Source organism: Pseudomonas sp. TE9122, from assembly GCF_056278925.1.
In genome coordinates this window covers 4,819,661-4,841,120 of sequence record NZ_JBWBQI010000001.1, presented here as the reverse complement: position 1 = coordinate 4,841,120, position 21,460 = coordinate 4,819,661, and the positions used below count along the sequence as shown (strand labels likewise).

The window sequence follows — 21,460 nt, the reverse complement described above, 5'->3', positions numbered from 1 at the left end:
AACAAGCCGAGGATTATACCTGAGCTATGACCTCACGCGCCAGTTGAGGTCGGGTTTGATGCGGAAACATTGCGACTTAAAAGGTCGCGCAGTTGATTTTTCTCTTCGACGCTCAGTTCGCTTTGCCGCGCTTTCCTGAGTAACTGTTCGAGATTTCGCTCGCGTTGGCGGGCGGACAAGCTAGTAATGGTGTCGAAAAACTGTTGTTCAAGGTTATCTCCGTCAATCAGCCATTCCTTTTCTGCCAGCGCCTTGAGCAAGCGACCCTGTTCAGTACCGTGCCATCGCGCGATCAGCTGAAATGAGTTTAGCTTGGGATTCTTCTGTACGGCTTCGAGCAGCGCCACAAGCAGCTGGGCGTTGGTCTGATTTTCATCGGCAATGTGCCCGGCGTCTTCGACGCGCTTGGCCAGTTGCGGATGATGGAGCAATGTTCGCAGTGCCGTCAGGGTTGGCGATTCAACGCCAATCGGCGTACGCGGGCGCTGCTGTTCGCGATCGCCACCACGCTTGCCGTTCTTGTCCCACGGTTTCTTGTCCCACTTCTTGCCGCCGGCGCCGGGTTTCTTCGGCGTCCATTCCTGCTGCGGCACATACATGTCCTGTGCCTGCGGCTGATGGTAGTCGCTGTAGTCCGGCATGGCGTCATAATCGAAGCCCGGATCGTAGGCGGGCGGTGCTTCCTGCGGCGCATTCTGAACCAATTGGCTGACGGTCTCGCTGCTCAGGCCGGTAATCTCGGTCAGGCGCTGACGCATGAGGATGCGCAGGTTCGCTCCCGGCACCTTGTCGATCAATGGCGCGGCGAGGGTGGCCATGTGCGCCTTGCCCTCAAGTGAGCGCGGGTCGGCTTCTTCGGTCAGTTGCTGGAAAAAATAATCGGCCAGCGGCTGCGCGTGCTGATTGATGCGCGCCTTGAAAGCATCGGTGCCTTCGGCGCGAACCAGGGTGTCCGGGTCTTCGCCTTCGGGCAAAAACAGGAACCGCGCGCGACGACCGTCCTGCAGGCACGGCAGGGTCGCTTCCAGTGCACGCCAGGCTGCGTTACGGCCGGCCTGGTCGCCGTCGAAGCAGAACAATACGTTCGGGACGACGCGGAACAAGCGCTTGAGGTGTTCTTCGCTGGTCGCGGTACCCAGCGTGGCGACGGCATTGCGCAAGCCTTGCTGGGCGAGGGCGATGACGTCCATGTAACCCTCGACGACGATGATTTCGTCGAGGTTGCGATTATTTTTGCGTGCTTCATAAAGGCCGTAGAGTTCCTGGCCTTTATGGAATACCGGTGTTTCCGGTGAGTTCAGGTACTTGGGCTTGTCGTCGCCCAGTACGCGGCCGCCGAAGGCGATGATTCGTCCGCGGGTGTCGCGGATCGGGAACATCACGCGATCGCGGAAGCGGTCATAGCGTTTGCCGGTTTCGGCGTTCTCGATCAGCAGGCCAGCTTCGATCATGGCCTTCTGTTGCAACGTGTCGCTGCTCAGATGCTTGAGCAGGTTGTCCCAGCCCGGCGGCGCAAAACCGAGGCCGAAATCCCGAGCGATCTCGCCCGTCAGCCCGCGCCCCTTGAGGTAATCCACCGCAGCCTTGCGCGACGGATGACTCTTGAGTGCCTGCCGGTAAAAATCAGCGGCGGCGGTCAGCAGCGGGTACAGCGGCGAATCGGTCGGCTGGCGCGGCTTGCGCTCGCGACCGCTTTCTTCGCGGGGGATTTCCATGCCGGCGGCTTTGGCCAGATCTTCGACGGCCTGGGGGAAGTCCAGGTTGTCGTGATCCATGAGAAAGCCGAGGGCGTTGCCGCCGGCGCCGCAACCGAAGCAGTAATAGAACTGTTTGTCGGGGCTGACGCTGAATGACGGGGTTTTCTCTTTATGGAACGGGCAGCAGGCGGTGTAGTTCTTGCCGGCCTTCTTCAATTGCACGCGCGAGCTGACCACGTCGACGATGTCGGTGCGGTTCAGCAGGTCGTCAATGAAGCTCTGGGGAATCAGCCCGGCCATGGCGTTCTCGTCGTCTGCGCTGCAATAAATCCGTTGCGACAGGCCGTCGGACGCGGGCCATTGCTGGAAACGCACAAAAAGTGCGGCTCGACCGGTCTCGTCTGCGTAATCGCTGTCGGGAAGTGTATCTGCCGAAAATCCACTGACGTTAGTACCTATCAGTCTTCGACTATGTGAAAGTGTTGCGCTGAATCCGCTGACGGCCGATTGTCGACCTCGGATAGCTCAATAAAGCGGGCACGCATGCAGGTGCCTTGGGCTGATCGTCGTAAGAGGAATCAGTGGGTGTGCTCGTCAGTAGCCTTGAAAGGCTCGTCAGAAAAGACGTGCACCGCTGGCAAAAGAGCCAGGCCTGACGCGGTGAAGCAGATTTGTCTCGGTCGCATCGGCGGCGTCGACGGTGAAGCATCAAGCGTTTTACGCAAATGCCATTAGCCCGGCTGAGGGCCGGGCTTAGGCAAGAAGCTTGCTACGAACGTCTGTGGATTAGTACAGACGAACGGCGCGGCGCTGTTCGCGCTGAACTTTCTTGGCGTGACGCTTAACAGCGGCTGCTGCCTTGCGCTTACGCTCAGAAGTTGGCTTCTCGTAAAATTCGCGGCTACGAACTTCAGCCAGTACACCGGCTTTTTCGCAGGAGCGCTTGAAACGACGCAGAGCTACGTCGAAGGGTTCGTTCTCTTTTACTTTGACGGCTGGCATCCAGAGCTACCTTCATTCATTACCGGGGTCAACATCCTCGCGGCAAAAGAGCACTTGAAGACGTCGGTTTTTAAGGGTTGCGGATGTTAACCCCTCATCGCTCGGAATGCAAAGCCTCTGATCGAAAACCGCTGGTCGGGGCATCACGTGGCGACTATTATGCGCGCCTTCGAATTCAGCCTAAACAAGGCGCAAACCCATGCTAGTACTGGGATTAGAAACCTCCTGCGACGAAACCGGCGTCGCATTGTATGACAGTGAACGCGGTCTGCTGGCCGACGCGCTGTTCAGTCAGATCGACCTGCACCGCGTCTATGGCGGTGTGGTGCCGGAGCTGGCGTCGCGTGACCACGTCAAACGCATGCTGCCCTTGATCCGTCAGGTGTTGGCCGAGGCCGACTGTGTGCCGACCGAGATCGACGCAATCGCCTACACCGCAGGTCCTGGCCTGGTCGGCGCGCTGCTGGTCGGTGCATCCTGCGCGCAGGCGCTGGCGTTTGCCTGGGGCATTCCGGCTCTCGGTGTGCACCACATGGAAGGCCACTTGCTGGCGCCGATGCTGGAGCCGAAACCACCGGAATTCCCGTTCGTCGCTTTGTTGGTTTCCGGTGGTCATACCCAGTTGGTTCAGGTCGACGGCATTGGCCAATACAGCCTGCTCGGCGAGACGCTCGACGATGCGGCCGGCGAAGCTTTCGACAAAACCGCGAAGATGATGGGCCTCAATTACCCCGGCGGGCCGGAAATCGCCAAGCTGGCCGAGAAGGGCGTCGCAGGACGTTTCACCTTTCCGCGTCCGATGTGTGATCGCCCGGGTCTGGACTTCAGTTTCAGCGGCCTGAAAACCTTCGCCCTCAATACCTGGCAGCAATGCGTCAGCGCCGGGGACGACGGCGAGCAAGCCCGTTGCGACATCGCGCTGGCGTTCCAGCAGGCCGTGGTGGAGACTTTGACCATCAAGTGCAAGCGCGCCCTGAAACAGGCAGGCATGAAGCGGTTGGTGATTGCCGGCGGCGTCAGCGCCAACAAGGCGTTGCGGGTTTCGCTGGAAAAAATGCTCGGCGATATGAAGGGTGATGTGTTCTATGCGCGCCCGGAGTTCTGCACCGACAATGGCGCGATGATCGCATTTGCCGGTTGCCAGCGCCTGAAGGCCGGTCAGCAGGAAAGTCTGGCAATCACCGTGCAGGCACGCTGGCCAATGGAGCAGTTGTCGGCGCTGTAATGAGCGACGCTCATGGACGGCAGTCAGAAATGCCGTTCGCGCCCGGCAAACAGGTCGCGTAGATTGCCGCGATGGCGCCAGACAATCAGCAAGGTCAGCGCGCTCATTGGCAGCAAGGCTTCCGGCTCCTGCCAGGCCAGCAACGGCAGGGTCAGTGGCGTGGCAATCAGCGCCGCCAGCGAGCTGGTGCGGGTCAGGTAAAACGTCAGTAGCCAGGCACATACTGCCAGCAGCGCGGCGGGTGGATACAGGCCGAGCAGCATGCCGGCGGCAGTGGCAACGCCTTTGCCGCCACGAAAGCGAAAGTACAAAGGGAACAGGTGACCGATCACGGCGCATACGCCAATCCAGGCCTGATCCTGCACTGAAAGGCCCGCGCCCGAGGCGATCAGCACCGGCAGCAGGCCTTTGCACAGATCACCGAGCAGGGTCAGGATCGCCAGTTTGCGACCGGCCAGGCGCAGCATGTTGGTGGCGCCGGCATTACCCGAGCCACTCATTCGCGGATCCGGATTTCCGGTCAGGCGGCTGAGCAAAATGGCAAAGGACAGCGAGCCGAGCAGGTAGGCGAGAATCGCCAGTAGCCAAAACATGCTAACTATTCCGGGCGAGGACGCCCTGATTCTAACGGCGCATCGCGCCCTTGTCGTGCAGCGGAGAGAAGTGCTTGGACAGAGTGTTTATCGAGGGCCTGGAAGTCGACACCGTGATCGGTGCCTACGACTGGGAGCGCGGCATCCGTCAGTGCCTGCGTCTTGATCTGAGCTTCGCCTGGGACAATCGCCCGGCCGCCGCCGGTGACGACCTGACCCTGGCGCTCGATTACGCCAGTGTTTCCACGCGCATTCAGGCCTTCGCCGAGCAGGCGCAGTTCCAGCTGGTCGAAACCTTCGCCGAGCGTCTGGTTGAAGTGCTCATGGCCGAATTCAAGATCACCTGGGTGCGACTGAAACTGACCAAGCCGGGCGCCGTTCCAGCGGCCAAGGGTGGTGTGGGTGTGGAGATCGAGCGCGGATGTCGCTGACTCAGGTCTACCTCGGGCTCGGTAGCAATATCGAGCGCGAAACCCATTTGCGCGCCGGTCTCGATGCGCTGGCCACGTTCCTGGTGGATATCCGTTGTTCGGCGGTGTTCGAGAGCCAACCGGTGGGCATCAAGAGCGGGCCGTTCTTCAATTTCGTGGTCTCGGCCTACACCGATCTGCCGTTGATGGAGCTTGACCGCCGCTTGAAATTCATCGAGGCGGACAACGGTCGTTATGCCCCGGATCGCAAAGGTCTGCCGCTGGATATCGACGTGCTGCTGTATGGCGATCTGGTGGGTAATTTCGATGGATTGATGCTGCCGCGTGCTGAAATCCTGAAAAATGCCTTTGTGCTGTGGCCGCTGTCGTTGATTGCGCCGGATCGGGTGCATCCGGGAGTGGGCAAGAGCTTTGCGATGTTGTGGGCTGAAGCGCAGATTGATCAGGTGTTGGCGCCGGTTGCGTTCGAATGGCGGGGGGAGCAGCTCACGCCTTCGGATTTGCGGTGATATCAAATGCGCTTTCGCGAGCAGGCTCGCTCCCACATTGGATCGAGGTCTCATGTGGGAGCGAGCCTGCTCGCGAAGTTTTTTATCAGGCTGTCGCCGCCTCTTTGTAGGCTTTCAACGCCTTCAGTCGTTCCCGCTTCAGCGCTTCGCCCAGTTCCGGCCCCTTGAATCCCTGCTCCAGCAACGGCTGCACCGCCACCGCTCGCGCAGCCTTCGCCGCTCCGCGCAAATAATCGGCCTGTGGATAACTGCGCTGCTCCAGGCCCTTGCGGCCACGGGCGTCCATCTCGCACGCGGCGATAAATTCCTCGAAGCGCTGTGGCCGGCGATAGATATCGAAGCTCTGCAGCAACTCCAGCAGCGTCGAGGCTTTCAACTCCAGCGCCCGGTGCCCATGGGTGTGGTACTGCCCCACCAGCAGCGCCAGTTCCTGACAGTCCTTGGGGACCTTGAAGCGCTCGTTGACCGCTTTGATCAGCTTCAGCCCGGTGTGCTCATGGGCGATATGCCTGGGCCATTCTTCTTCCGGCGTCAGGCCTTTACCAAGGTCATGCAGCAGGCAGGCCCAGCGCACCGTCAGTGGTTGTTTGTGTAGGGCTGATTGCTCCAGCACGCTCAGGGTGTGCAGGCCTGTGTCGATTTCCGGGTGGTGGGTCTCTGGCTGTGGCACGCCGAACAAGGCGTCGACTTCCGGCATTAGCTCTTTGAGTGCGCCACAGTCGCGCAAGACCTGGATGAACACCTGCGGGTGGTCTTCCATCAATGCTCGAGAAATCTCCTTCCAACTGCGTTCGGCAGTCAGAGCCTGCAGTTCGCCGGACTCACTGAGCTGACGCATCAGGTCCATGGTCTCGTCGGCGACCGTAAAGCCCAATCCTGCGTAGCGTGCAGCAAAACGGGCAACGCGCAGCACTCGCAACGGATCTTCGGCGAACGCCGGGGAAACATGGCGAAGGATTCGTGCTTCGAGATCGCGCTGACCATGGTACGGATCGGTCAGGTTGAGCTGATCGTCCTCGGCCATGGCATTGATCGTCAGGTCGCGGCGAATCAGGTCTTCTTCAAGCGTCACTTCGGGACTTGCGTAGAAGGTGAAGCCGCCGTAACCCCGGCCACTCTTGCGTTCCGTACGGGCGAGGGCATATTCCTCACCGGTTTTGGGGTGCAGAAACACCGGAAAATCGGCGCCAACCGGGCGGTATCCCTTGGCGAGCATTTCCTCCGTGGTGGCGCCCACCACGACCCTGTCGATGTCAGTGACCGGCAACCCCAACAGGCGATCCCGTACTGCGCCGCCAACCTTGTAAACCTGCATAAAAAACCTCCGTCAGTCCGACAGGATAACCCTTGCGTCAGACTTTCGGAGGCCGGAACCGGATCAAAGATGAATCACGGCCAGATCGAGCCGGCCGTAATCGCCTTCGCTGTGTTCACTGCGTGGCGGCACGTGATGGGTTTTCATGATCTGGTCGCCTTGCAGGGTTTCCAGATGAATGTCGAAGCCCCAGAGCCGGTGCAGGTGCTTGAGGACTTCTTCGGTGGAGTCGCCCAAGGGTTTGCGGTCGTGCTGCTGATGGCGCAGGGTCAGCGAGCGATCACCGCGCCGATCGATGCTGTAGATCTGCACGTTCGGCTCACGATTGCCGAGGTTGTATTGCGCTGCCAGGGTTTCCCGGATGATGCGGTAGCCGCCCTCATCATGAATGGCCGGCACCAGCAAGTCGTCTTTCTGGTCGTCATCGAGAATGCTGAACAGCTTTAGATCACGGATCACCTTGGGCGACAGGTACTGCAGGATGAAGCTCTCATCCTTGAAACTGCTCATGGCGAACTTGATGGTCGACAGCCAGTCGGAACCGGCGATGTCCGGGAACCAGCGGCGATCCTCTTCGGTAGGCTCTTCTGCACATGCGCCGAATGTCGCGGTACATGGCGAAACCCAATGCATAGGGGTTGATGCCGCTGTAGTACGGACTGTCAAAGCCAGGCTGAAACACCACGCTGGTGTGCGAGGTGAGGAACTCCATCATGAAACCGTCGGTCACCAGGCCTTCGTCATACAGGTCATTCATCAGCGTGTAATGCCAGAACGTTGCCCAGCCTTCGTTCATGACTTGGGTCTGGCGCTGCGGATAGAAGTACTGGGCGATCTTGCGCACGATGCGCACGATTTCGCGCTGCCAGGGTTCCAGCAGCGGCGCGTGTTTCTCGATGAAATAGAGGATGTTTTCCTGCGGTTCGGCCGGGAAACGGGCGTTGTCCTTGTCGCTGTATTTGTCCGCGCCTTTGGGAATGGTGCGCCACAGATCATTGATCTGCTTCTGCATGTGCTCTTCACGGTCCTTTTGCCGCCGGCGCTCTTCTTCGGCGGAGATCGGATACGGACGCTTGTAGCGGTCGACGCCGTAATTCATCAAGGCATGGCAGGAATCGAGCAGATCTTCCACGGCGTCGATGCCGTGGCGTTCCTCGCACTGCATGATGTACTGCTTGGCGAACACCAGGTAATCAATGATCGAACTGGCATCGGTCCAGGTGCGGAACAGGTAGTTGCCCTTGAAGAAGCTGTTGTGGCCATAGCAGGCATGGGCCACCACCAGCGCCTGCATGCAGATGGTGTTTTCTTCCATCAGATAGGCAATGCACGGATCGGAGTTGATCACGATCTCGTAAGCAAGGCCCATCTGCCCGCGACTGTAGGATTTCTCTGTGCTGAGGAAGTGTTTGCCGTAGGACCAGTGGTGATAGCCCAGCGGCATGCCCACCGAGGCATAGGCGTCCATCATCTGCTCGGCGGTGATCACTTCGATCTGATTGGGATAGGTGTCCAGTGCATAACGGGCCGCGATCCGGGCGATTTCGCGGTCGTAGGTCTGGATCAGCTCGAATGTCCATTCGGAGCCGGTGGAAATGGGTTGGCGCTTCTGCTCTTTGGCGGTCATGTCACTAACCTGCGCTGGAAGAGTTCACGGAAGACCGGATAGATATCTCCGGCCGAGACCAGTTGCTGCTGGGCAAACGTGTCAGAGAAGGCTTCGGCGATGCGTTCGTACTCGTACCACAGCGCCTGATGTTCGCGCGGGGTGATCTCCACGTAAGTGTAGTACTGCACAAACGGCATGATCTGGTTGATCAGGATGTCACGGCAGATCGGCGAATCGTCGTTCCAGTTGTCGCCATCGGAGGCCTGAGCGGCGTAGATGTTCCACTCGTTGCTCGGATAGCGCTCGGCCATGATTTCCTGCATCAGCTTCAGGGCGCTGGAAACAATGGTGCCGCCGGTCTCACGAGAATAGAAAAACTCCTCCTCGTCCACCTCTCGGGCGCTGGTGTGGTGACGGATGAACACCACGTCGATCTTGTCGTAGTTACGCTTGAGAAACAGGTACAGCAGGATGAAAAAGCGCTTGGCGATGTCCTTGGTGGCCTGCGTCATAGAACCGGACACGTCCATCAGGCAGAACATCACTGCTTTGGAACTGGGATTGGGTTGCTTGACCAACAGGTTGTATTTCAAGTCGAAGGTGTCGAGGAACGGCACGCGGTGAATGCGCGCGCTGAGTTTCTCGATTTCAGCTTCGAGTTCCTGAATATCGCCGAAGTTGTCCGGTTCTTCGCGCTTGAGCCGCGCCAGCTCTTCCTTGGCTTCGCGCAGTTTCGCGCGACTGCTGCCGGACAGGGCGATACGACGCGCATGAGCCGAGCGCAACGTGCGGATGATATTGATGCGTGAAGGGTTACCTTCGTTGCTGATCCCGGCGCGGACGGTTTTGAACGTGTCGGTGCCGGTCAGGTTGCGTTTGACCAGATTCGGCAATTCAAGGTCTTCGAACATGAATTCGAGGAACTCTTCCTGAGTGATCTGGAAGACGAACTCGTCCATGCCTTCGCCGGAATTGCCCGCCTTGCCCGGACCGCGTCCACCGCCGCCTCCTGGTGGGCGAGCGATATGTTCACCGGCCGTGAATTCTTTGTTACCGGGATGCACCACGGTCTGCTTGCCGCCGCGTCCATGATGAAGCACCGGCTCGTCGATATCGCGGCCGGGAATGCTGATCTGCTCGCCGTGCTCCATATCCGTGATGGAACGGCGACTGACTGCCTCTTCGACAGCCTTCTTGATGTGGTCACGGTAGCGCCGCAGAAAACGCTGGCGGTTCACCGTGCTCTTGTTTTTGCCATTGAGGCGTCGGTCGATCACATAGCTCATAAGGCCCCTCCGGGGAGCTTCAAGTTTTGAGCTGCAAGCTGCAAGTAGAGGCCGATTCACCCGGATGGGGATTCACGCGCGTTCTCCTTGCAGCTTGTGGCTTATAGCTTGCAGCTGCCTCACTGCGACTTGCGGACCCGCAGGTACCATTCGGACAGCAGGCGTACCTGTTTATCGGTGTAGCCACGTTCAACCATTCGCGTAACGAAGTCGTTGTGTTTCTGCTGATCCTCCTTGCTGGCCTTGGCGTTGAAGCTGATGACGGGCAGCAGGTCTTCGGTGTTGGAGAACATTTTCTTCTCGATGACCACCCGCAGTTTTTCGTAGCTGAGCCAGGTCGGGTTCTTGCCGTTGTTGTTGGCCCGGGCGCGCAGGACAAAGTTGACGATCTCGTTGCGGAAATCCTTCGGATTGCTGATTCCGGCCGGTTTTTCGATTTTTTCCAGCTCTTCGTTCAGGGCCACGCGGTTGAGGATCTCGCCGGTTTCCGGGTCGCGATACTCCTGATCCTGAATCCAGAAATCCGCGTACAGCACGTAGCGGTCGAAGATGTTCTGGCCGTATTCGCTGTAGGACTCCAGATAAGCGGTCTGGATTTCCTTGCCGATAAACTCGATGTAGCGCGGCGCCAGGTATTCCTTCAGATAGCGCAGGTAACGTTCGCGGGTTTCGGCCTGGAACTGTTCCTGTTCGATCTGCTGCTCCAGCACATAGAGCAGGTGCACCGGGTTGGCGGCGATTTCATGCGGGTCGAAGTTGAACACCTTGGAGAGGATCTTGAAGGCGAAGCGGGTCGACAGGCCGTTCATGCCTTCGTCGACACCGGCCGAATCGCGGTACTCCTGAATCGACTTGGCCTTCGGATCGGTGTCCTTGAGGTTTTCGCCGTCGTAGACGCGCATCTTCGAATAGATGTTGGAGTTTTCCGGCTCCTTGAGGCGCGACAGCACGGTGAACTGCGCGAGCATTTTCAGAGTATCCGGTGCGCAGTGCGCCTTGGACAGGGAGCTGTTGAAAAGCAGTTTGTCGTAGATCTTCACTTCGTCGCTGACACGCAGGCAGTACGGCACTTTGACGATGTAGATCCGGTCGATGAACGCCTCGTTGTTCTTGTTGTTGCGGAAGGTGTGCCACTCCGATTCGTTGGAGTGAGCCAGCAGGATGCCGGTAAACGGAATCGCGCCGAGGCCTTCGGTACTGTTGTAGTTGCCCTCCTGGGTAGCAGTCAGCAATGGGTGCAGCACCTTGATCGGCGCCTTGAACATCTCGACGAACTCCATCAGGCCCTGGTTGGCCCGGCACAGCGCACCGGAGTAGCTGTAGGCATCGGCGTCGTTCTGTGGAAATTCTTCGAGTTTGCGGATATCGACCTTGCCGACCAGTGCCGAGATGTCCTGGTTGTTCTCGTCACCGGGTTCGGTCTTGGCCACGGCAATCTGATTGAGGATCGACGGGTACAGCTTGACCACGCGGAACTGGCTGATGTCGCCGCCGAATTCGGCCAGGCGCTTGGTCGCCCATGGCGACATGATGGTGTTCAGGTAGCGCCGTGGAATGCCGAAATCTTCCTCGAGGATCGCGCCATCTTCGGTGGCGTTGAACAGACCCAGAGGCGACTCGAAGACCGGCGAGCCCTTGATGGCATAAAAGGGCACTTTCTCCATCAGCTGTTTCAGCTTCTCGGCCAGGGACGATTTACCGCCACCGACGGGGCCGAGTAGATAAAGAATCTGTTTCTTCTCTTCCAGGCCTTGGGCGGCGTGGCGGAAATACGAGACGATCTGGTCGATGCATTCTTCCATCCCGTGGAAGTCTTCAAAGGCCGGATAGCGGCGGATCACCTTGTTGGAGAAGATGCGCGACAGCCTCGAATTGGTCGAAGTGTCGAGCAGTTCCGGTTCGCCGATCGCCATCAACAGACGTTCGGCGGCGGAAACGTAGGCGCTGCGATCGTTTTTGCACAGCTCCAGGTACTCCTGCAGAGAGAGTTCTTCCTGGCGTGTGGATTCGAAGCGTTGTTGGAAGTGGCTAAAGATACTCATGACGTCACCTCGCTCGATACGTGGAGCCGACGCCGGATCACTCAGTCGATGCTGGCAGCAGTCGCTGTGGCAGCTGCTGTTTACCCCCCAGAATTCTCCCACGGTCGACAAACCGCGAAAGCTACTCCCGATGACCCGCGCGCCGGTGTACCGGCTCTCCCCTGTTTTGGATGGCCTGCGCTTAAGGATAGTTGGGAATTCGAGAGGTAAAGGCGAGATACGTAATTAGTTGTGGCAGACCGTTCGTCTGCCGCGCGCAGGCCCACGGCAGCCGGGGCCTGCGCTGCGCAAAAAAATTATTCGGCGGTGCCTTGCGCGGTTTCCGACGGATAAGTCGTACGCCACAGCTCAAAGCCGCCGTCCATGCTGTAAACGTCGGAGAAGCCTTGGCTGACCAGATAGGCGGCTGCGCCCTGGCTGGAATTGCCGTGGTAGCAGACCACGACGGTCGGTGCATCGAGGTCGGCGCCTTGAATGAAAGCGTGCAGGGAATGGTTGTCGAGATGTTTGGAGCCGCTGATATGCAGCGCGGCAAAGGTCGCCGGATCGCGTACGTCGACTACGACTGCGCCCTGTTCACGCAGGGCCTGCGCCTGTTCCGGGGGGATTCGTTTGAATTCGGTCATGACAAAGTACCTGTTGCTCTACTGAAGGCGCAGTCTAACGCGAGGCGTTGACGGGCGAATCGTTGGGGGTGAGTGGGGCGACTGATGGCGCAAGTCCGCCGTGCTCGTCGCATTTGCATGACAGGCGTTCGCCGCTGTCGACGTTCATAAGCGTCAGGCTGCCGCCCCATACGCATCCGGTGTCCAGCGCGGAAATGCCCGGCTCGTGGATATTGCCCTCGAGCGCGGCCCAGTGACCGAAGATGATGCGCAGGCCTTTGGTCTTGCGCTCCTTGAGCTGAAACCACGGCTTGTAGCCGGGCGGTGCGCTGTCGAGGCCTTCCTTGCTTTTGAGGTCGAGCTTGCCCTCAGCGGTGCAAAAGCGCATGCGCGTGAAGTAATTGGTGATCACCCGCAGCCTATCAATGCCTTTGAGATCGTTGTCCCATTTTGCCGGCTCGTTGCCGTACATACCGTCAAGGTAGGCGGGGAATACGTTGTCGTCGCGCAGGGCGGTCTCCACTTCGGCGGCGCACTTCAACGCACGGCGCAGCGACCATTGCGGCGGGATGCCTGCATGGACCATCGCAACATCGCGTGTTTCGTCGTAATGCATCAGCTTTTGCTGGCGCAGCCATTCCATCAATTGCGGCCCATCGGGGGCCTCGATGATTTCGCGCAGTGTGTCGCTTTTCTTCAAACGCTCGATCTTCTTCGCGGCGGCCAGCAGGTGCAGGTCGTGATTGCCGAGCACGCAGACCAGCGACTCACGCATGCCAAAGAGAAAACGCAGGGTTTCCAGCGACTGCGGGCCACGGTTGACCAGATCGCCGACCAGCCACAGCCGGTCAAGCGCCGGGTCGAAGGCAACTTGTTTGAGCAGGCACTTGAGCGGTTCGAGGCAGCCTTGCAGGTCACCGACGGCATACGTCGTCATCAGTGCAGGGCTCCGGGCACGGCGAGGCGAAACGGTTCAATGATTGCATCGAAATGTTTGCCGTCGTCGGCGAGCATTTGATAAGTGCCCTGCATGGTGCCGACCTTGGTGGTCATCACTGTGCCGCTGGTATACGTGTGGCTCTTGCCTGCATCGATCAACGGTTGCTGGCCGACGACGCCTTCACCGCGCACGTGTTCGACATGGCCGTCACCATCGGTGATCACCCAGTGCCGGGACAGAAGCTTGGCCGCAACCTTGCCGTTGTTCTGTACGGTGATGGTGTAGGCGAAGGCGAAACGGTCGTGTTCGGGTTGCGATTGGTCTGGCAGATAGTGAGTGACGACGCTGACATCGACCTGATAACGGGAATCGGACATGCAAGAAGGCCTTAACGAAGCGGAACGCGGGGCGTAGCTGATGGGGAATCAGTCTAGGCAAGTATCGGGCAGTAAACCAGAGTGGTGTGCTGCCCGATAGCGTTCATCGCGAGTCAGTCGGCGGCAGGAGTGGCCGGGACCTGTATCGCGAGCTGGTCGGCCAGGCGCACGAATGCAGCCAGATCCAGCTGCTCGGGACGCAGGCTGCCATCGACGCCGGCGGCTTCGATTTCGGCATTGCTGAGCAATTGCTTGAGGGTGTTGCGCAAGGTTTTGCGGCGCTGATTGAAGGCTTCGCGTACCACGCGCTCCAGCAACTTGTGATCCTTCGCCGGGTGCGGCAGTACCGCGTGGGGCACCAGACGAACGATCGCCGAGTCGACTTTCGGCGGCGGGTTGAATGCGCCTGGGCCGACGTTGAACAGATGTTCCACGCGGCAATGGTACTGGACCATGATCGACAGACGACCCCAGTCACCGCCACCCGGGCCTGCGGCCAAGCGCTCGACCACTTCTTTCTGCAGCATGAAGTGCATGTCGCGAATGATGCCGGCGTTGTTCAACAGGTGAAAAATCAACGGCGTGGAGATGTTGTACGGCAGGTTGCCGACCACCCGCAGGCTGTTTGGCGCGGCGTTCAGTGTATTGAAGTCGAACTTCAGCGCATCGCCCTGATGCAGGTTGAAATTACTCATGCCGGCAAACTGCTGGTTGAGGATCGGGATCAGATCCTTGTCCAGCTCCACTACGTCGAGTTGCGCGCCGGAGCCCAGCAAACCTTGGGTCAGCGCACCCTGACCGGGGCCGATTTCCAGCAGGCGATCGTCAGGCTTGGCATGGATGGAGCGCAGGATGCGGTCGATAACGCCGGCATCGTGCAGGAAGTTCTGACCAAAGCGTTTGCGCGCCTTGTGTTGATATTGCTCGTTCATAAACGGGTCTCGGCCATCTGGTAGGCGGTTTCCAGGGCGACTTGCAGGCTGCCGGTATCGATCCTGCCGCTGCCGGCCAGATCCAGGGCGGTGCCATGGTCGACCGAGGTGCGGATGATCGGCAGGCCCAGCGTCACGTTGACGGCAGCGCCGAAGCCTTTGTACTTGAGCACGGGCAAGCCCTGGTCGTGGTACATCGCCAGCACTGCGTCGCAGTGCTCCAGATATTTGGGGGTAAACAGAGTGTCGGCAGGCAGCGGGCCACGAAGGTCCATGCCCTCGCCGCGCAGGCGCTCTAATGTCGGTTCGATGATGTCGATTTCTTCATGGCCCAGGTGGCCGCCTTCACCGGCATGCGGGTTGAGACCGCAGACCAGGATGCGTGGCCGGGCGATGCCGAATTTGTCTTGCAGGTCGGCGTGCAGGATTCGCGTGACCCGCTCCAGCCGCTCCGGGGTGATCGCGTCGGCAATCTCGCGCAGGGGCAGGTGAGTGGTGACCAGCGCCACGCGCAAACCGCGAGTGGCCAGCATCATCACTACCTGCGCGGTGTGCGTCAGGTCGGCGAGAAATTCTGTGTGTCCAGAGAACGCTATACCCGACTCGTTGATCACACCTTTGTGCACCGGCGCGGTGATCATCCCTGCGAAATCACCGTTCAGACAGCCGTTGCCGGCGCGGGTCAGGGTTTCGAGGACGAATGCAGCGTTGGCCTTGTCCAGTTGCCCGGCGATTACCGGTGCGCTGAGCGGCGTGTCCCAGACGTACAGGCTGTTGGCCGGTGCTGGAACATCTGGCCACTGCCCCGGCGCGACATCCAGCAGACTGACGGCCAGCCCCAGCTGCGCGGCCCGCTCAAGGAGCAGGTCGCGGCTGGTGATGGCAATCAGGGGATGTGGCTGGGCTTGCGAGGCGAGCAGCAGGCACAGGTCGGGACCGATGCCGGCCGGTTCGCCGGGTGTCAGCGCGAAACGCTTGGGTTTCACTGCGCTGCCTGGTCTGCACCAGGAAGTTTGATCTCTACGTACGCTTCGTCACGGATCTGACGCAGCCAGGTTTGCAGCTCTTCATCGTATTTGCGGTTACGCAGTACGGACATCGCTTGCTGCTCACGGGCCTGTTCGGTGCCGTCAGTGGCGCGACGGCCAAGGACTTCCAGCACGTGCCAGCCGTATTGGGTCTGGAATGGCTTGGACAGCTGACCTTGTGGGGTCGAAGCCATCACTTCGCGGAATTCCGGTACCAGCACGTTCGGGTCGATCCAGTTCAGGTCGCCGCCGTTGAGGGCGGAACCCGGATCTTCCGAGTAGTTTTTCGCCAGTTCGGCAAAATCTTCGCCGGCGGTGATGCGTTCATACAACGATTGCACCAGTGCCTTGGTCTTGGCTTCGTCGCGGATCGGGCTCGGCTTGACCAGGATGTGGCGGACATGCACTTCGTCGCGCATCTGCGCTTCGCCGCCACGTTTGCCCAGCAGCTTCAGAATAATGAAGCCGCCCGGCGTGCGCGCAGGCTGAGTGATGTCGCCAACCGCCATGCTGCTCAGCTCACGATCGAACGGAGGTGGCAGTTGTGCGGCTTTACGCCAGCCCATCTCGCCGCCTTCCAGCGCGTTGTCGCTACCGGATTTGGCCACGGCCATCTGACCGAAGTCGGCGCCTTGCTTGAGCTGCTGGTATACATCCATCGCCTGACGATAAGCGCTCTGAATGGCTTCAGAGTTGGCGCTTTCCGGGGTCGGAATCAGGATGTTGGCCAGGTGCAGTTCTTCGGACAGCTGCATCTTACCGAGGTCGGAGGCGAGGAAGTTCTTCACTTCCTGCTCGGACACCTGGATGCGCTCGGCCACACGACGCTGACGCACACGGCTGATGATCATCTCGCGCTTGATCTGATCACGGGCGTCGTCATAGTTCAGGCCATCACGAGCGAGCGCAGCACGAAACTGATCGACACTCATGTTGTTGCGCTGAGCAATGGTGCCGACAGCCTGGTTCAACTCTTCGTCAGTGATGCGGATGCCGGAACGTTCGCCGATCTGCAGTTGCAGGTTTTCGACGATCAGACGCTCGAGCACTTGTTGATCCAGCACGCCTGGAGGCGGCAGACCGCCACCGCGCTTGGCGATGGTCTGCTGAACTTCGTGAACGCGTTGGTCCAGTTGGCTCTGCATGACCACGTCGTTATCGACGATCGCCACCACTTTATCGATGGACTGTACGGCGGCGTTGGCCGCCGTACCCAGGAACAGCGCGCCCAGCAGCACCGGGCGCAGACAATCAGAAAGCTTGGTCTTCACGTTCACGATAACCTTGAATGCCTTTGTCGAGGAAGCTCTCTACCTTGGCGCCAGTCAGGCCGCCGAGTCCCTTCAGAACAATTTGGAGGAAGATGCCATGGTCGCCTTTTTCGTTTTCCGGGGCGTTCTGACTGTTTTCGTCATAGGCGACCCAGTAACGGTTGATCAGGCGCAGTTTCCAGCAGCAGTTGTCGTATTCGAAACCACCGAAGGCTTCCAGCGTGCGATTGCGGTTGTAGTCGTACTGCCAGCGACTGATGGCGTTCCACTGCGGAACGATCGGCCAGATGACCGAGAAGTCATGCTGCTGGATCTTGTAGTAGTCCTTCACGTAGCCAGGTTGACCCGGGGTGCCGTAGTCGCCGCCGCCCACCGACCATTGACCAGTATTCTGGTCGTATCGAACCTGGTCGTTGCGATAGCGGTAACCGGCGTTGATGACCTTGTTCGGGTTGTCCGCAGGCTGGTAATGGAACATCGCGCTGCCGGAGCGCGGGCTGCGGCTGTCCGGATCCCAGTTGTAATCGGCAGTGGCGCGCCAGTCACGGTTCCAGCGGTATTCATATTCGAGCGCGTACGGCGAAACACTGGATTTGGAGTCTTCACGAGTTTTCGCATCGATACCAGGCAATTGCACTTCGCGGTTCTTGAAGTAGTACGCCTGGCCCACGCTGATGCGCTGACGTTCAAACCCGTTTTCTTCGATCCAGCGACTGGTAACGCCCAGCGATAGTTTGTTCTCGTCGCCTACACGGTCGGCGCCGGAGAAGCGGTTGTCGCGGAACAGCGAAGAGTAATTGAAGGTATATTCGCTGGTGTCGAAGACCGGAATGTCTTCCTGATCTGTTTCGGGAACATAGAGGTAGAACAGGCGCGGTTCCAGAGTTTGGCGGTAATTCTTGCCGAAGTAGGAAGTATCGCGATCGAAATACAGGCCGCTGTCGATGCTGGCAATCGGGACGCCACGGCTCTGGTTGCTGTCGAACTTGCCATAAAGCTTCTGGTTTTCCGGCGACAGCGCATCAATCTGGGATTTGCCGGTGTTATCCAGATCAAGCTGATACTGCGTGTACTGATACTTCAACGATGGTTTGAGGAAACCATACGTCCAGTTCATCGGCAGGCTGACGCCCGGCTTCAGATTCAGGCGATCACCGTTGGCGCGGGCCAGACCGCTGATGTTTGTGTCCAGACGACGTTCGGCAATGCCATCTTCATTGATGAAGTCGCCATCACGTAGATCGCGATCGAAACGAACCAGCTCGGTCTCGTAATCGAAATTCAGACCTTCCGGATGGTACGGCAGCTGACCATTGAAGGTGATCTGCGGCAGACGACCATAGGGTGTGATGTTGGAAACGGTAGCCAGCTGATATTGCTGAGCATTCAGGCGTGCGGTGTAGTTGTCGCCACGGTAGCTGACCGCACCCTGCTGATTGACGAAATCATCGCTCTTCACACCAATCTGATCGGTCTGCAGATCCTGGAAGTAATACGGATCGCTGATCTTGGTGTAATCAACTTCTGTGAGCACACGGGAGTCGAGACCGCCCTTGTGCTGCCAGTTGTACATATAGCGGGTGTCTTTGTAGTCGGACTGAAGCTTGCGATCGTCGTTCTCATCGTTGAGATACGCCGCACCGAACTGCCCTTCACTCGACTTGGTCAGGTAGCGGAACTCGCCCTCCACCAACATGCCGCGCTTGCTCATGTAGCGCGGGTACAACGTGGCGTCGTAGTTCGGCGCCAGGTTGAAGTAGTACGGGGTGACCAGCATGAAGCCGGTGTCGCTGCCCGAACCGATGGTCGGCGGGAGGAAACCTGACTGGCGACGGTCGTCGATCGGGAAGTAGATGTACGGGGTATACAGAATCGGGATGTCTTTGACGCGCAACGTCACGTTGGTCGCGGTGCCGAAACCGGTCGCCGGGTTCAAGGTGATGTTGTTGCCCTTGAGCTGCCAGGCGTTGCTGTTCGGTTCGCACGTGGTGTACGTGCCGTCCTTCAAGCGGATGATTGCGTTTTCGGCACGCTTGGCATACAGCGCGTTACCGCGGATGCGCGATTTGTGCATCACGTATTCGGCGTTGTCGACCTTGGCTTCGCCGGTGTCGAGCTGCACATCGGCGTGGTCGCCGACGATAAGCGCGCCGTTGTCGCGGATGCGCACGTTGCCGGCCAGTTCGCCACGGCTCTCGGCCTGATACAGATTGGCCTCGTCGGCTTCGACCTGCATGCTGCCCTGACGCATGATCACGTCACCGGCAAGGCTGGCGACCTGGGTGTCCTGCTCGTAACGCGACGCTTTGGCACCGATGAAGGTCGGCGCGTCACTTTTATTCGTCTTGTCATTCATGCCAGGACGAATCGGTTCGATATAGGAACCAGAGCAGTAAGGACCGGTCTCGGCCAATTGGGCGGCGGTGAGCTTCTCGCGCGGAACCCAGTCGAGGTGACTGTAGTCTTCGCTACGGGATTTCAGGCCACGGCCCTTGGACTCGGTGACCAGTGCGGTTTTCGCGCCAGTGTCGGCGTCGGAACCCTTGTCGGCCGCAGGCTCGCCGGCAGCGCTGACGGCACTGCCGTCATGCACCGGACGCGGCGGCAATGCCGCGGCGGGCGACTTGGGCGCACAGTCCCAGCCACCCGTAGCCGAGACGGAGCAGTCATACTGCTCGGCGGCAACAACGAATTGACTGGCCAGAGGTTGCATAGCCAGCAGACTGCCGGTTACCAACAATGGAAATTTTTTACGAAACGCGGGGGATTTCAATGCCATCTTATTAGTCCGGGCTTCCTGCGTGCCATCTGCCCGCGGTGTGGGCCGCACGCCTCTCGATGGTCTGAAAAAGATGCTGGATAATAAAGCATGACCCGCTTGACGGCTAGCGCCGTCGGAGACCCTTGCAATGCCTGACCAAGATGTACGCTTGCAACACCTGAAAGTTTGGCTCGATGAGCAGTTGGCAAAGCTGTTTGCCGAGCAGGGCTGGGGCACCGTGCCCCCGGCCACGTTGACCGCGGCCAGCAGCGACGCGAGTTTCCGCCGCTACTTCCGCTGGGAGGGCGATGGTCGCAGCTTCGTCGTGATGGACGCGCCGCCACCGCAGGAAAACTGCAAACCGTTCGTGGATATCGCTTTTTTGCTGGCGAAATCCGGAATTAATGTGCCGAAAATTTACGCCGAAGACCTCGAACGCGGTTTTCTTTTGCTCAATGACCTGGGCAACAAGACCTATCTCGACGTCATCGATGGCGAAAATGCGGACGCGTTATTCCACGATGCCCTGCAAGCGCTGTTGGCTTTTCAACAGTTGCCGATGGTTGCGCCGTTGCCGAGTTACGACGTCGCCTTGTTGCGTCGTGAGCTGGAACTGTTCCCCGAGTGGTACGTCAAGCGCGAGCTGGGCGTCGAGTTCGATGCGGCCCAGCAGCAACAATGGCAACACATCAGCGAGTTGCTGATCGACAGCGCGTTGGCGCAGCCGAAAGTGCTGGTGCACCGCGACTACATGCCGCGCAACCTGATGCTCAGCGAGCCCAACCCCGGTGTGCTGGATTTCCAGGACGCGGTGTACGGCCCGGTGACCTACGACGTGACTTGCCTGTTCAAGGACGCTTTCCTCAGCTGGCCGGAAGAACGTGTACGCGGCTGGCTGGAAAGCTATTGGCAGCAAGCCTCGGCACTGGACATTCCGGTGCAAGCTGATTTCGAAGACTTCCTGCGCGCCAGCGACTTGATGGGCGTGCAACGTCACCTGAAAGTCATCGGCATCTTCGCGCGTATCTGCCATCGCGATGGCAAGCCGCGTTATCTGGCCGATGTGCCGCGCTTCTTCTCTTATATAGAAGCAGTGATCGCCCGCCGTCCTGAACTGGCGGAGCTGCAAGCGCTGTTCAGCAGCTTGCGTGCTGGAGCGACGGCATGAAGGCAATGATTCTGGCGGCGGGCAAAGGCGAGCGTATGCGCCCGCTGACCCTGACCACGCCGAAACCGCTGGTGCAGGCCGCTGGCGTGCCGCTGATCGAGTATCACCTGCACGCCCTCGCGGCTGCAGGCTTCAACGAAATCGTCATTAACCACGCCTGGCTCGGTCAGCAGATAGAGGATCATCTGGGTGACGGTTCGCGTTTCGGCCTGAGCATCCAGTACTCGCCGGAAGGCGAGCCGCTGGAAACCGGTGGCGGGATTTTCCGTGCGCTGCCGTTACTAGGTGACGATGCGTTTCTGGTGGTCAACGGCGACATCTGGACCGATTACGACTTCAGCGTGCTGCACCAGCCGATCAATGGCCTGGCGCATCTGGTGCTGGCGGACAATCCGGCGCATCACCCGAAAGGCGACTTCACTCTCATCGACGGCAAAGTGCAGGACGGCGAGCCTGATGCGCAGACGCTGACCTACAGCGGCATCGCCGTGCTGCATCCGCAGTTGTTCGATGGTTGCAGCGATGGCGCCTTCAAGCTCGCGCCTCTGCTGCGCAAGGCCATGGCCAAAGATGAAGTGACGGGCGAGCGGCTGAAGGGGCATTGGGTGGATGTCGGTACCCACGAGCGTCTGGCCGAAGCCGAAGCCCTGATAGAAGCGAGTCGCTGAG

At 59.3% G+C, this 21,460-nt stretch carries 18 protein-coding genes and 1 pseudogene; 5 read left to right on the top strand and 14 right to left on the bottom strand.

The window, feature by feature from the left end; all coding sequences use genetic code 11:
- Window positions 1-32: 32 nt before the first annotated feature.
- Together dnaG and rpsU are read right to left on the bottom strand one after the other, a co-directional pair.
- On the bottom strand, window positions 33-1,997 hold the full coding sequence (gene dnaG, locus ACZ9BE_RS21895; RefSeq protein WP_056786653.1) for a DNA primase: 1,965 nt from the start codon (window positions 1,995-1,997) through the stop codon (window positions 33-35).
- Window positions 1,998-2,483: 486 nt separating this feature from the next.
- Window positions 2,484-2,699 carry a 30S ribosomal protein S21 gene (gene rpsU / locus ACZ9BE_RS21890; protein ID WP_002551877.1) on the bottom strand — a complete coding sequence of 72 codons (216 nt, stop codon included), beginning with the start codon at window positions 2,697-2,699 and terminating at the stop codon, window positions 2,484-2,486.
- 199 nt (window positions 2,700-2,898) lie between these two features.
- On the opposite strand from rpsU, the gene tsaD reads away from it, so the two are divergent.
- Window positions 2,899-3,924, top strand: a complete 1,026-nt coding sequence (gene tsaD, locus ACZ9BE_RS21885; protein WP_039757706.1) for a tRNA (adenosine(37)-N6)-threonylcarbamoyltransferase complex transferase subunit TsaD — start codon at window positions 2,899-2,901, stop codon at window positions 3,922-3,924.
- A gap of 23 nt (window positions 3,925-3,947) precedes the next feature.
- On the opposite strand, the gene plsY is transcribed toward tsaD, so the two are convergent.
- Window positions 3,948-4,517, bottom strand: a complete 570-nt coding sequence (gene plsY / locus ACZ9BE_RS21880) for a glycerol-3-phosphate 1-O-acyltransferase PlsY (protein ID WP_041476705.1) — start codon at window positions 4,515-4,517, stop codon at window positions 3,948-3,950.
- A 74-nt stretch (window positions 4,518-4,591) separates the two neighbouring features.
- Here plsY and folB point away from each other — a divergent pair, with 74 nt between their 5' ends.
- Both folB and folK read left to right on the top strand, forming a co-directional pair.
- Complete coding sequence (gene folB / locus ACZ9BE_RS21875; protein ID WP_016772885.1) at window positions 4,592-4,948, top strand: dihydroneopterin aldolase; 357 nt, start codon at window positions 4,592-4,594, stop codon at window positions 4,946-4,948.
- Window positions 4,939-5,457 carry a 2-amino-4-hydroxy-6-hydroxymethyldihydropteridine diphosphokinase gene (folK, locus tag ACZ9BE_RS21870; protein ID WP_095181407.1) on the top strand — a complete coding sequence of 173 codons (519 nt, stop codon included), beginning with the start codon at window positions 4,939-4,941 and terminating at the stop codon, window positions 5,455-5,457. Before folB ends, folK begins: the two co-directional genes overlap by 10 nt.
- Window positions 5,458-5,542: 85 nt before the next feature.
- Here the strand turns inward: folK and ACZ9BE_RS21865 are convergent, their stop codons facing one another.
- From ACZ9BE_RS21865 to ACZ9BE_RS21815, 11 genes and pseudogenes are all read right to left on the bottom strand, one after another.
- Window positions 5,543-6,772 carry a multifunctional CCA addition/repair protein gene (locus ACZ9BE_RS21865; RefSeq protein WP_476249928.1) on the bottom strand — a complete coding sequence of 410 codons (1,230 nt, stop codon included), beginning with the start codon at window positions 6,770-6,772 and terminating at the stop codon, window positions 5,543-5,545.
- Between the two features lie 63 nt (window positions 6,773-6,835).
- A pseudogene (locus ACZ9BE_RS21860) lies at window positions 6,836-8,399 on the bottom strand (SpoVR family protein).
- Complete coding sequence (locus ACZ9BE_RS21855) at window positions 8,396-9,667, bottom strand: YeaH/YhbH family protein (RefSeq protein ID WP_039757709.1); 1,272 nt, start codon at window positions 9,665-9,667, stop codon at window positions 8,396-8,398. Before ACZ9BE_RS21855 ends, ACZ9BE_RS21860 begins: the two are co-directional and overlap by 4 nt.
- Window positions 9,668-9,786: 119 nt before the next feature.
- Entirely contained in the window at window positions 9,787-11,709 is a 1,923-nt protein-coding gene (locus ACZ9BE_RS21850) for a PrkA family serine protein kinase (protein ID WP_016772892.1), read from the bottom strand.
- 296 nt (window positions 11,710-12,005) lie between these two features.
- A complete protein-coding gene (glpE, locus tag ACZ9BE_RS21845; protein ID WP_095181409.1) occupies window positions 12,006-12,335 on the bottom strand; it encodes a thiosulfate sulfurtransferase GlpE in 330 nt (109 codons plus the stop codon).
- Between the two features lie 34 nt (window positions 12,336-12,369).
- Window positions 12,370-13,251: a symmetrical bis(5'-nucleosyl)-tetraphosphatase gene (locus tag ACZ9BE_RS21840; protein ID WP_476249927.1), complete on the bottom strand. Its 882-nt coding sequence runs from the start codon at window positions 13,249-13,251 to the stop codon at window positions 12,370-12,372.
- Entirely contained in the window at window positions 13,251-13,631 is a 381-nt protein-coding gene (gene apaG, locus ACZ9BE_RS21835) for a Co2+/Mg2+ efflux protein ApaG (protein WP_315435780.1), read from the bottom strand. The genes ACZ9BE_RS21840 and apaG overlap by 1 nt, the downstream gene beginning before the upstream one ends.
- A gap of 113 nt (window positions 13,632-13,744) precedes the next feature.
- Window positions 13,745-14,563 carry a 16S rRNA (adenine(1518)-N(6)/adenine(1519)-N(6))-dimethyltransferase RsmA gene (gene rsmA, locus ACZ9BE_RS21830; protein WP_016772896.1) on the bottom strand — a complete coding sequence of 273 codons (819 nt, stop codon included), beginning with the start codon at window positions 14,561-14,563 and terminating at the stop codon, window positions 13,745-13,747.
- A complete protein-coding gene (pdxA, locus tag ACZ9BE_RS21825) occupies window positions 14,560-15,549 on the bottom strand; it encodes a 4-hydroxythreonine-4-phosphate dehydrogenase PdxA (protein WP_016772897.1) in 990 nt (329 codons plus the stop codon). The genes rsmA and pdxA overlap by 4 nt, the downstream gene beginning before the upstream one ends.
- Window positions 15,546-16,868, bottom strand: coding sequence for a peptidylprolyl isomerase SurA (gene surA, locus ACZ9BE_RS21820; protein WP_177342713.1), 1,323 nt, complete (start codon window positions 16,866-16,868; stop codon window positions 15,546-15,548). The genes pdxA and surA overlap by 4 nt, the downstream gene beginning before the upstream one ends.
- Window positions 16,843-19,641 carry an LPS-assembly protein LptD gene (locus ACZ9BE_RS21815; RefSeq protein WP_095181412.1) on the bottom strand — a complete coding sequence of 933 codons (2,799 nt, stop codon included), beginning with the start codon at window positions 19,639-19,641 and terminating at the stop codon, window positions 16,843-16,845. Before ACZ9BE_RS21815 ends, surA begins: the two co-directional genes overlap by 26 nt.
- 130 nt (window positions 19,642-19,771) lie before the next feature.
- Between ACZ9BE_RS21815 and ACZ9BE_RS21810 the strand changes: the two genes are divergently transcribed.
- Together ACZ9BE_RS21810 and murU are read left to right on the top strand one after the other, a co-directional pair.
- Window positions 19,772-20,791 carry an aminoglycoside phosphotransferase family protein gene (locus tag ACZ9BE_RS21810; RefSeq protein ID WP_016772900.1) on the top strand — a complete coding sequence of 340 codons (1,020 nt, stop codon included), beginning with the start codon at window positions 19,772-19,774 and terminating at the stop codon, window positions 20,789-20,791.
- Window positions 20,788-21,459 (top strand): N-acetylmuramate alpha-1-phosphate uridylyltransferase MurU, encoded by a 672-nt coding sequence (gene murU, locus ACZ9BE_RS21805; protein ID WP_310219023.1) that lies wholly within the window; start codon window positions 20,788-20,790, stop codon window positions 21,457-21,459. Before ACZ9BE_RS21810 ends, murU begins: the two co-directional genes overlap by 4 nt.
- Window position 21,460 lies beyond the last annotated feature (1 nt).

Coding starts and splice junctions, on each gene's coding strand:
- dnaG (WP_056786653.1), bottom strand. CDS start 1,997: ATGGCCGGGCTGATTCCCCAGAGCTTCATTGACGACCTGCTGAACCGC.
- rpsU (WP_002551877.1), bottom strand. CDS start 2,699: ATGCCAGCCGTCAAAGTAAAAGAGAACGAACCCTTCGACGTAGCTCTG.
- tsaD (WP_039757706.1), top strand. CDS start 2,899: ATGCTAGTACTGGGATTAGAAACCTCCTGCGACGAAACCGGCGTCGCA.
- plsY (WP_041476705.1), bottom strand. CDS start 4,517: ATGTTTTGGCTACTGGCGATTCTCGCCTACCTGCTCGGCTCGCTGTCC.
- folK (WP_095181407.1), top strand. CDS start 4,939: ATGTCGCTGACTCAGGTCTACCTCGGGCTCGGTAGCAATATCGAGCGC.
- ACZ9BE_RS21865 (WP_476249928.1), bottom strand. CDS start 6,772: ATGCAGGTTTACAAGGTTGGCGGCGCAGTACGGGATCGCCTGTTGGGG.
- ACZ9BE_RS21855 (WP_039757709.1), bottom strand. CDS start 9,667: ATGAGCTATGTGATCGACCGACGCCTCAATGGCAAAAACAAGAGCACG.
- ACZ9BE_RS21850 (WP_016772892.1), bottom strand. CDS start 11,709: ATGAGTATCTTTAGCCACTTCCAACAACGCTTCGAATCCACACGCCAG.
- glpE (WP_095181409.1), bottom strand. CDS start 12,335: ATGACCGAATTCAAACGAATCCCCCCGGAACAGGCGCAGGCCCTGCGT.
- ACZ9BE_RS21840 (WP_476249927.1), bottom strand. CDS start 13,251: ATGACGACGTATGCCGTCGGTGACCTGCAAGGCTGCCTCGAACCGCTC.
- apaG (WP_315435780.1), bottom strand. CDS start 13,631: ATGTCCGATTCCCGTTATCAGGTCGATGTCAGCGTCGTCACTCACTAT.
- rsmA (WP_016772896.1), bottom strand. CDS start 14,563: ATGAACGAGCAATATCAACACAAGGCGCGCAAACGCTTTGGTCAGAAC.
- ACZ9BE_RS21815 (WP_095181412.1), bottom strand. CDS start 19,641: ATGGCATTGAAATCCCCCGCGTTTCGTAAAAAATTTCCATTGTTGGTA.
- ACZ9BE_RS21810 (WP_016772900.1), top strand. CDS start 19,772: ATGCCTGACCAAGATGTACGCTTGCAACACCTGAAAGTTTGGCTCGAT.
- murU (WP_310219023.1), top strand. CDS start 20,788: ATGAAGGCAATGATTCTGGCGGCGGGCAAAGGCGAGCGTATGCGCCCG.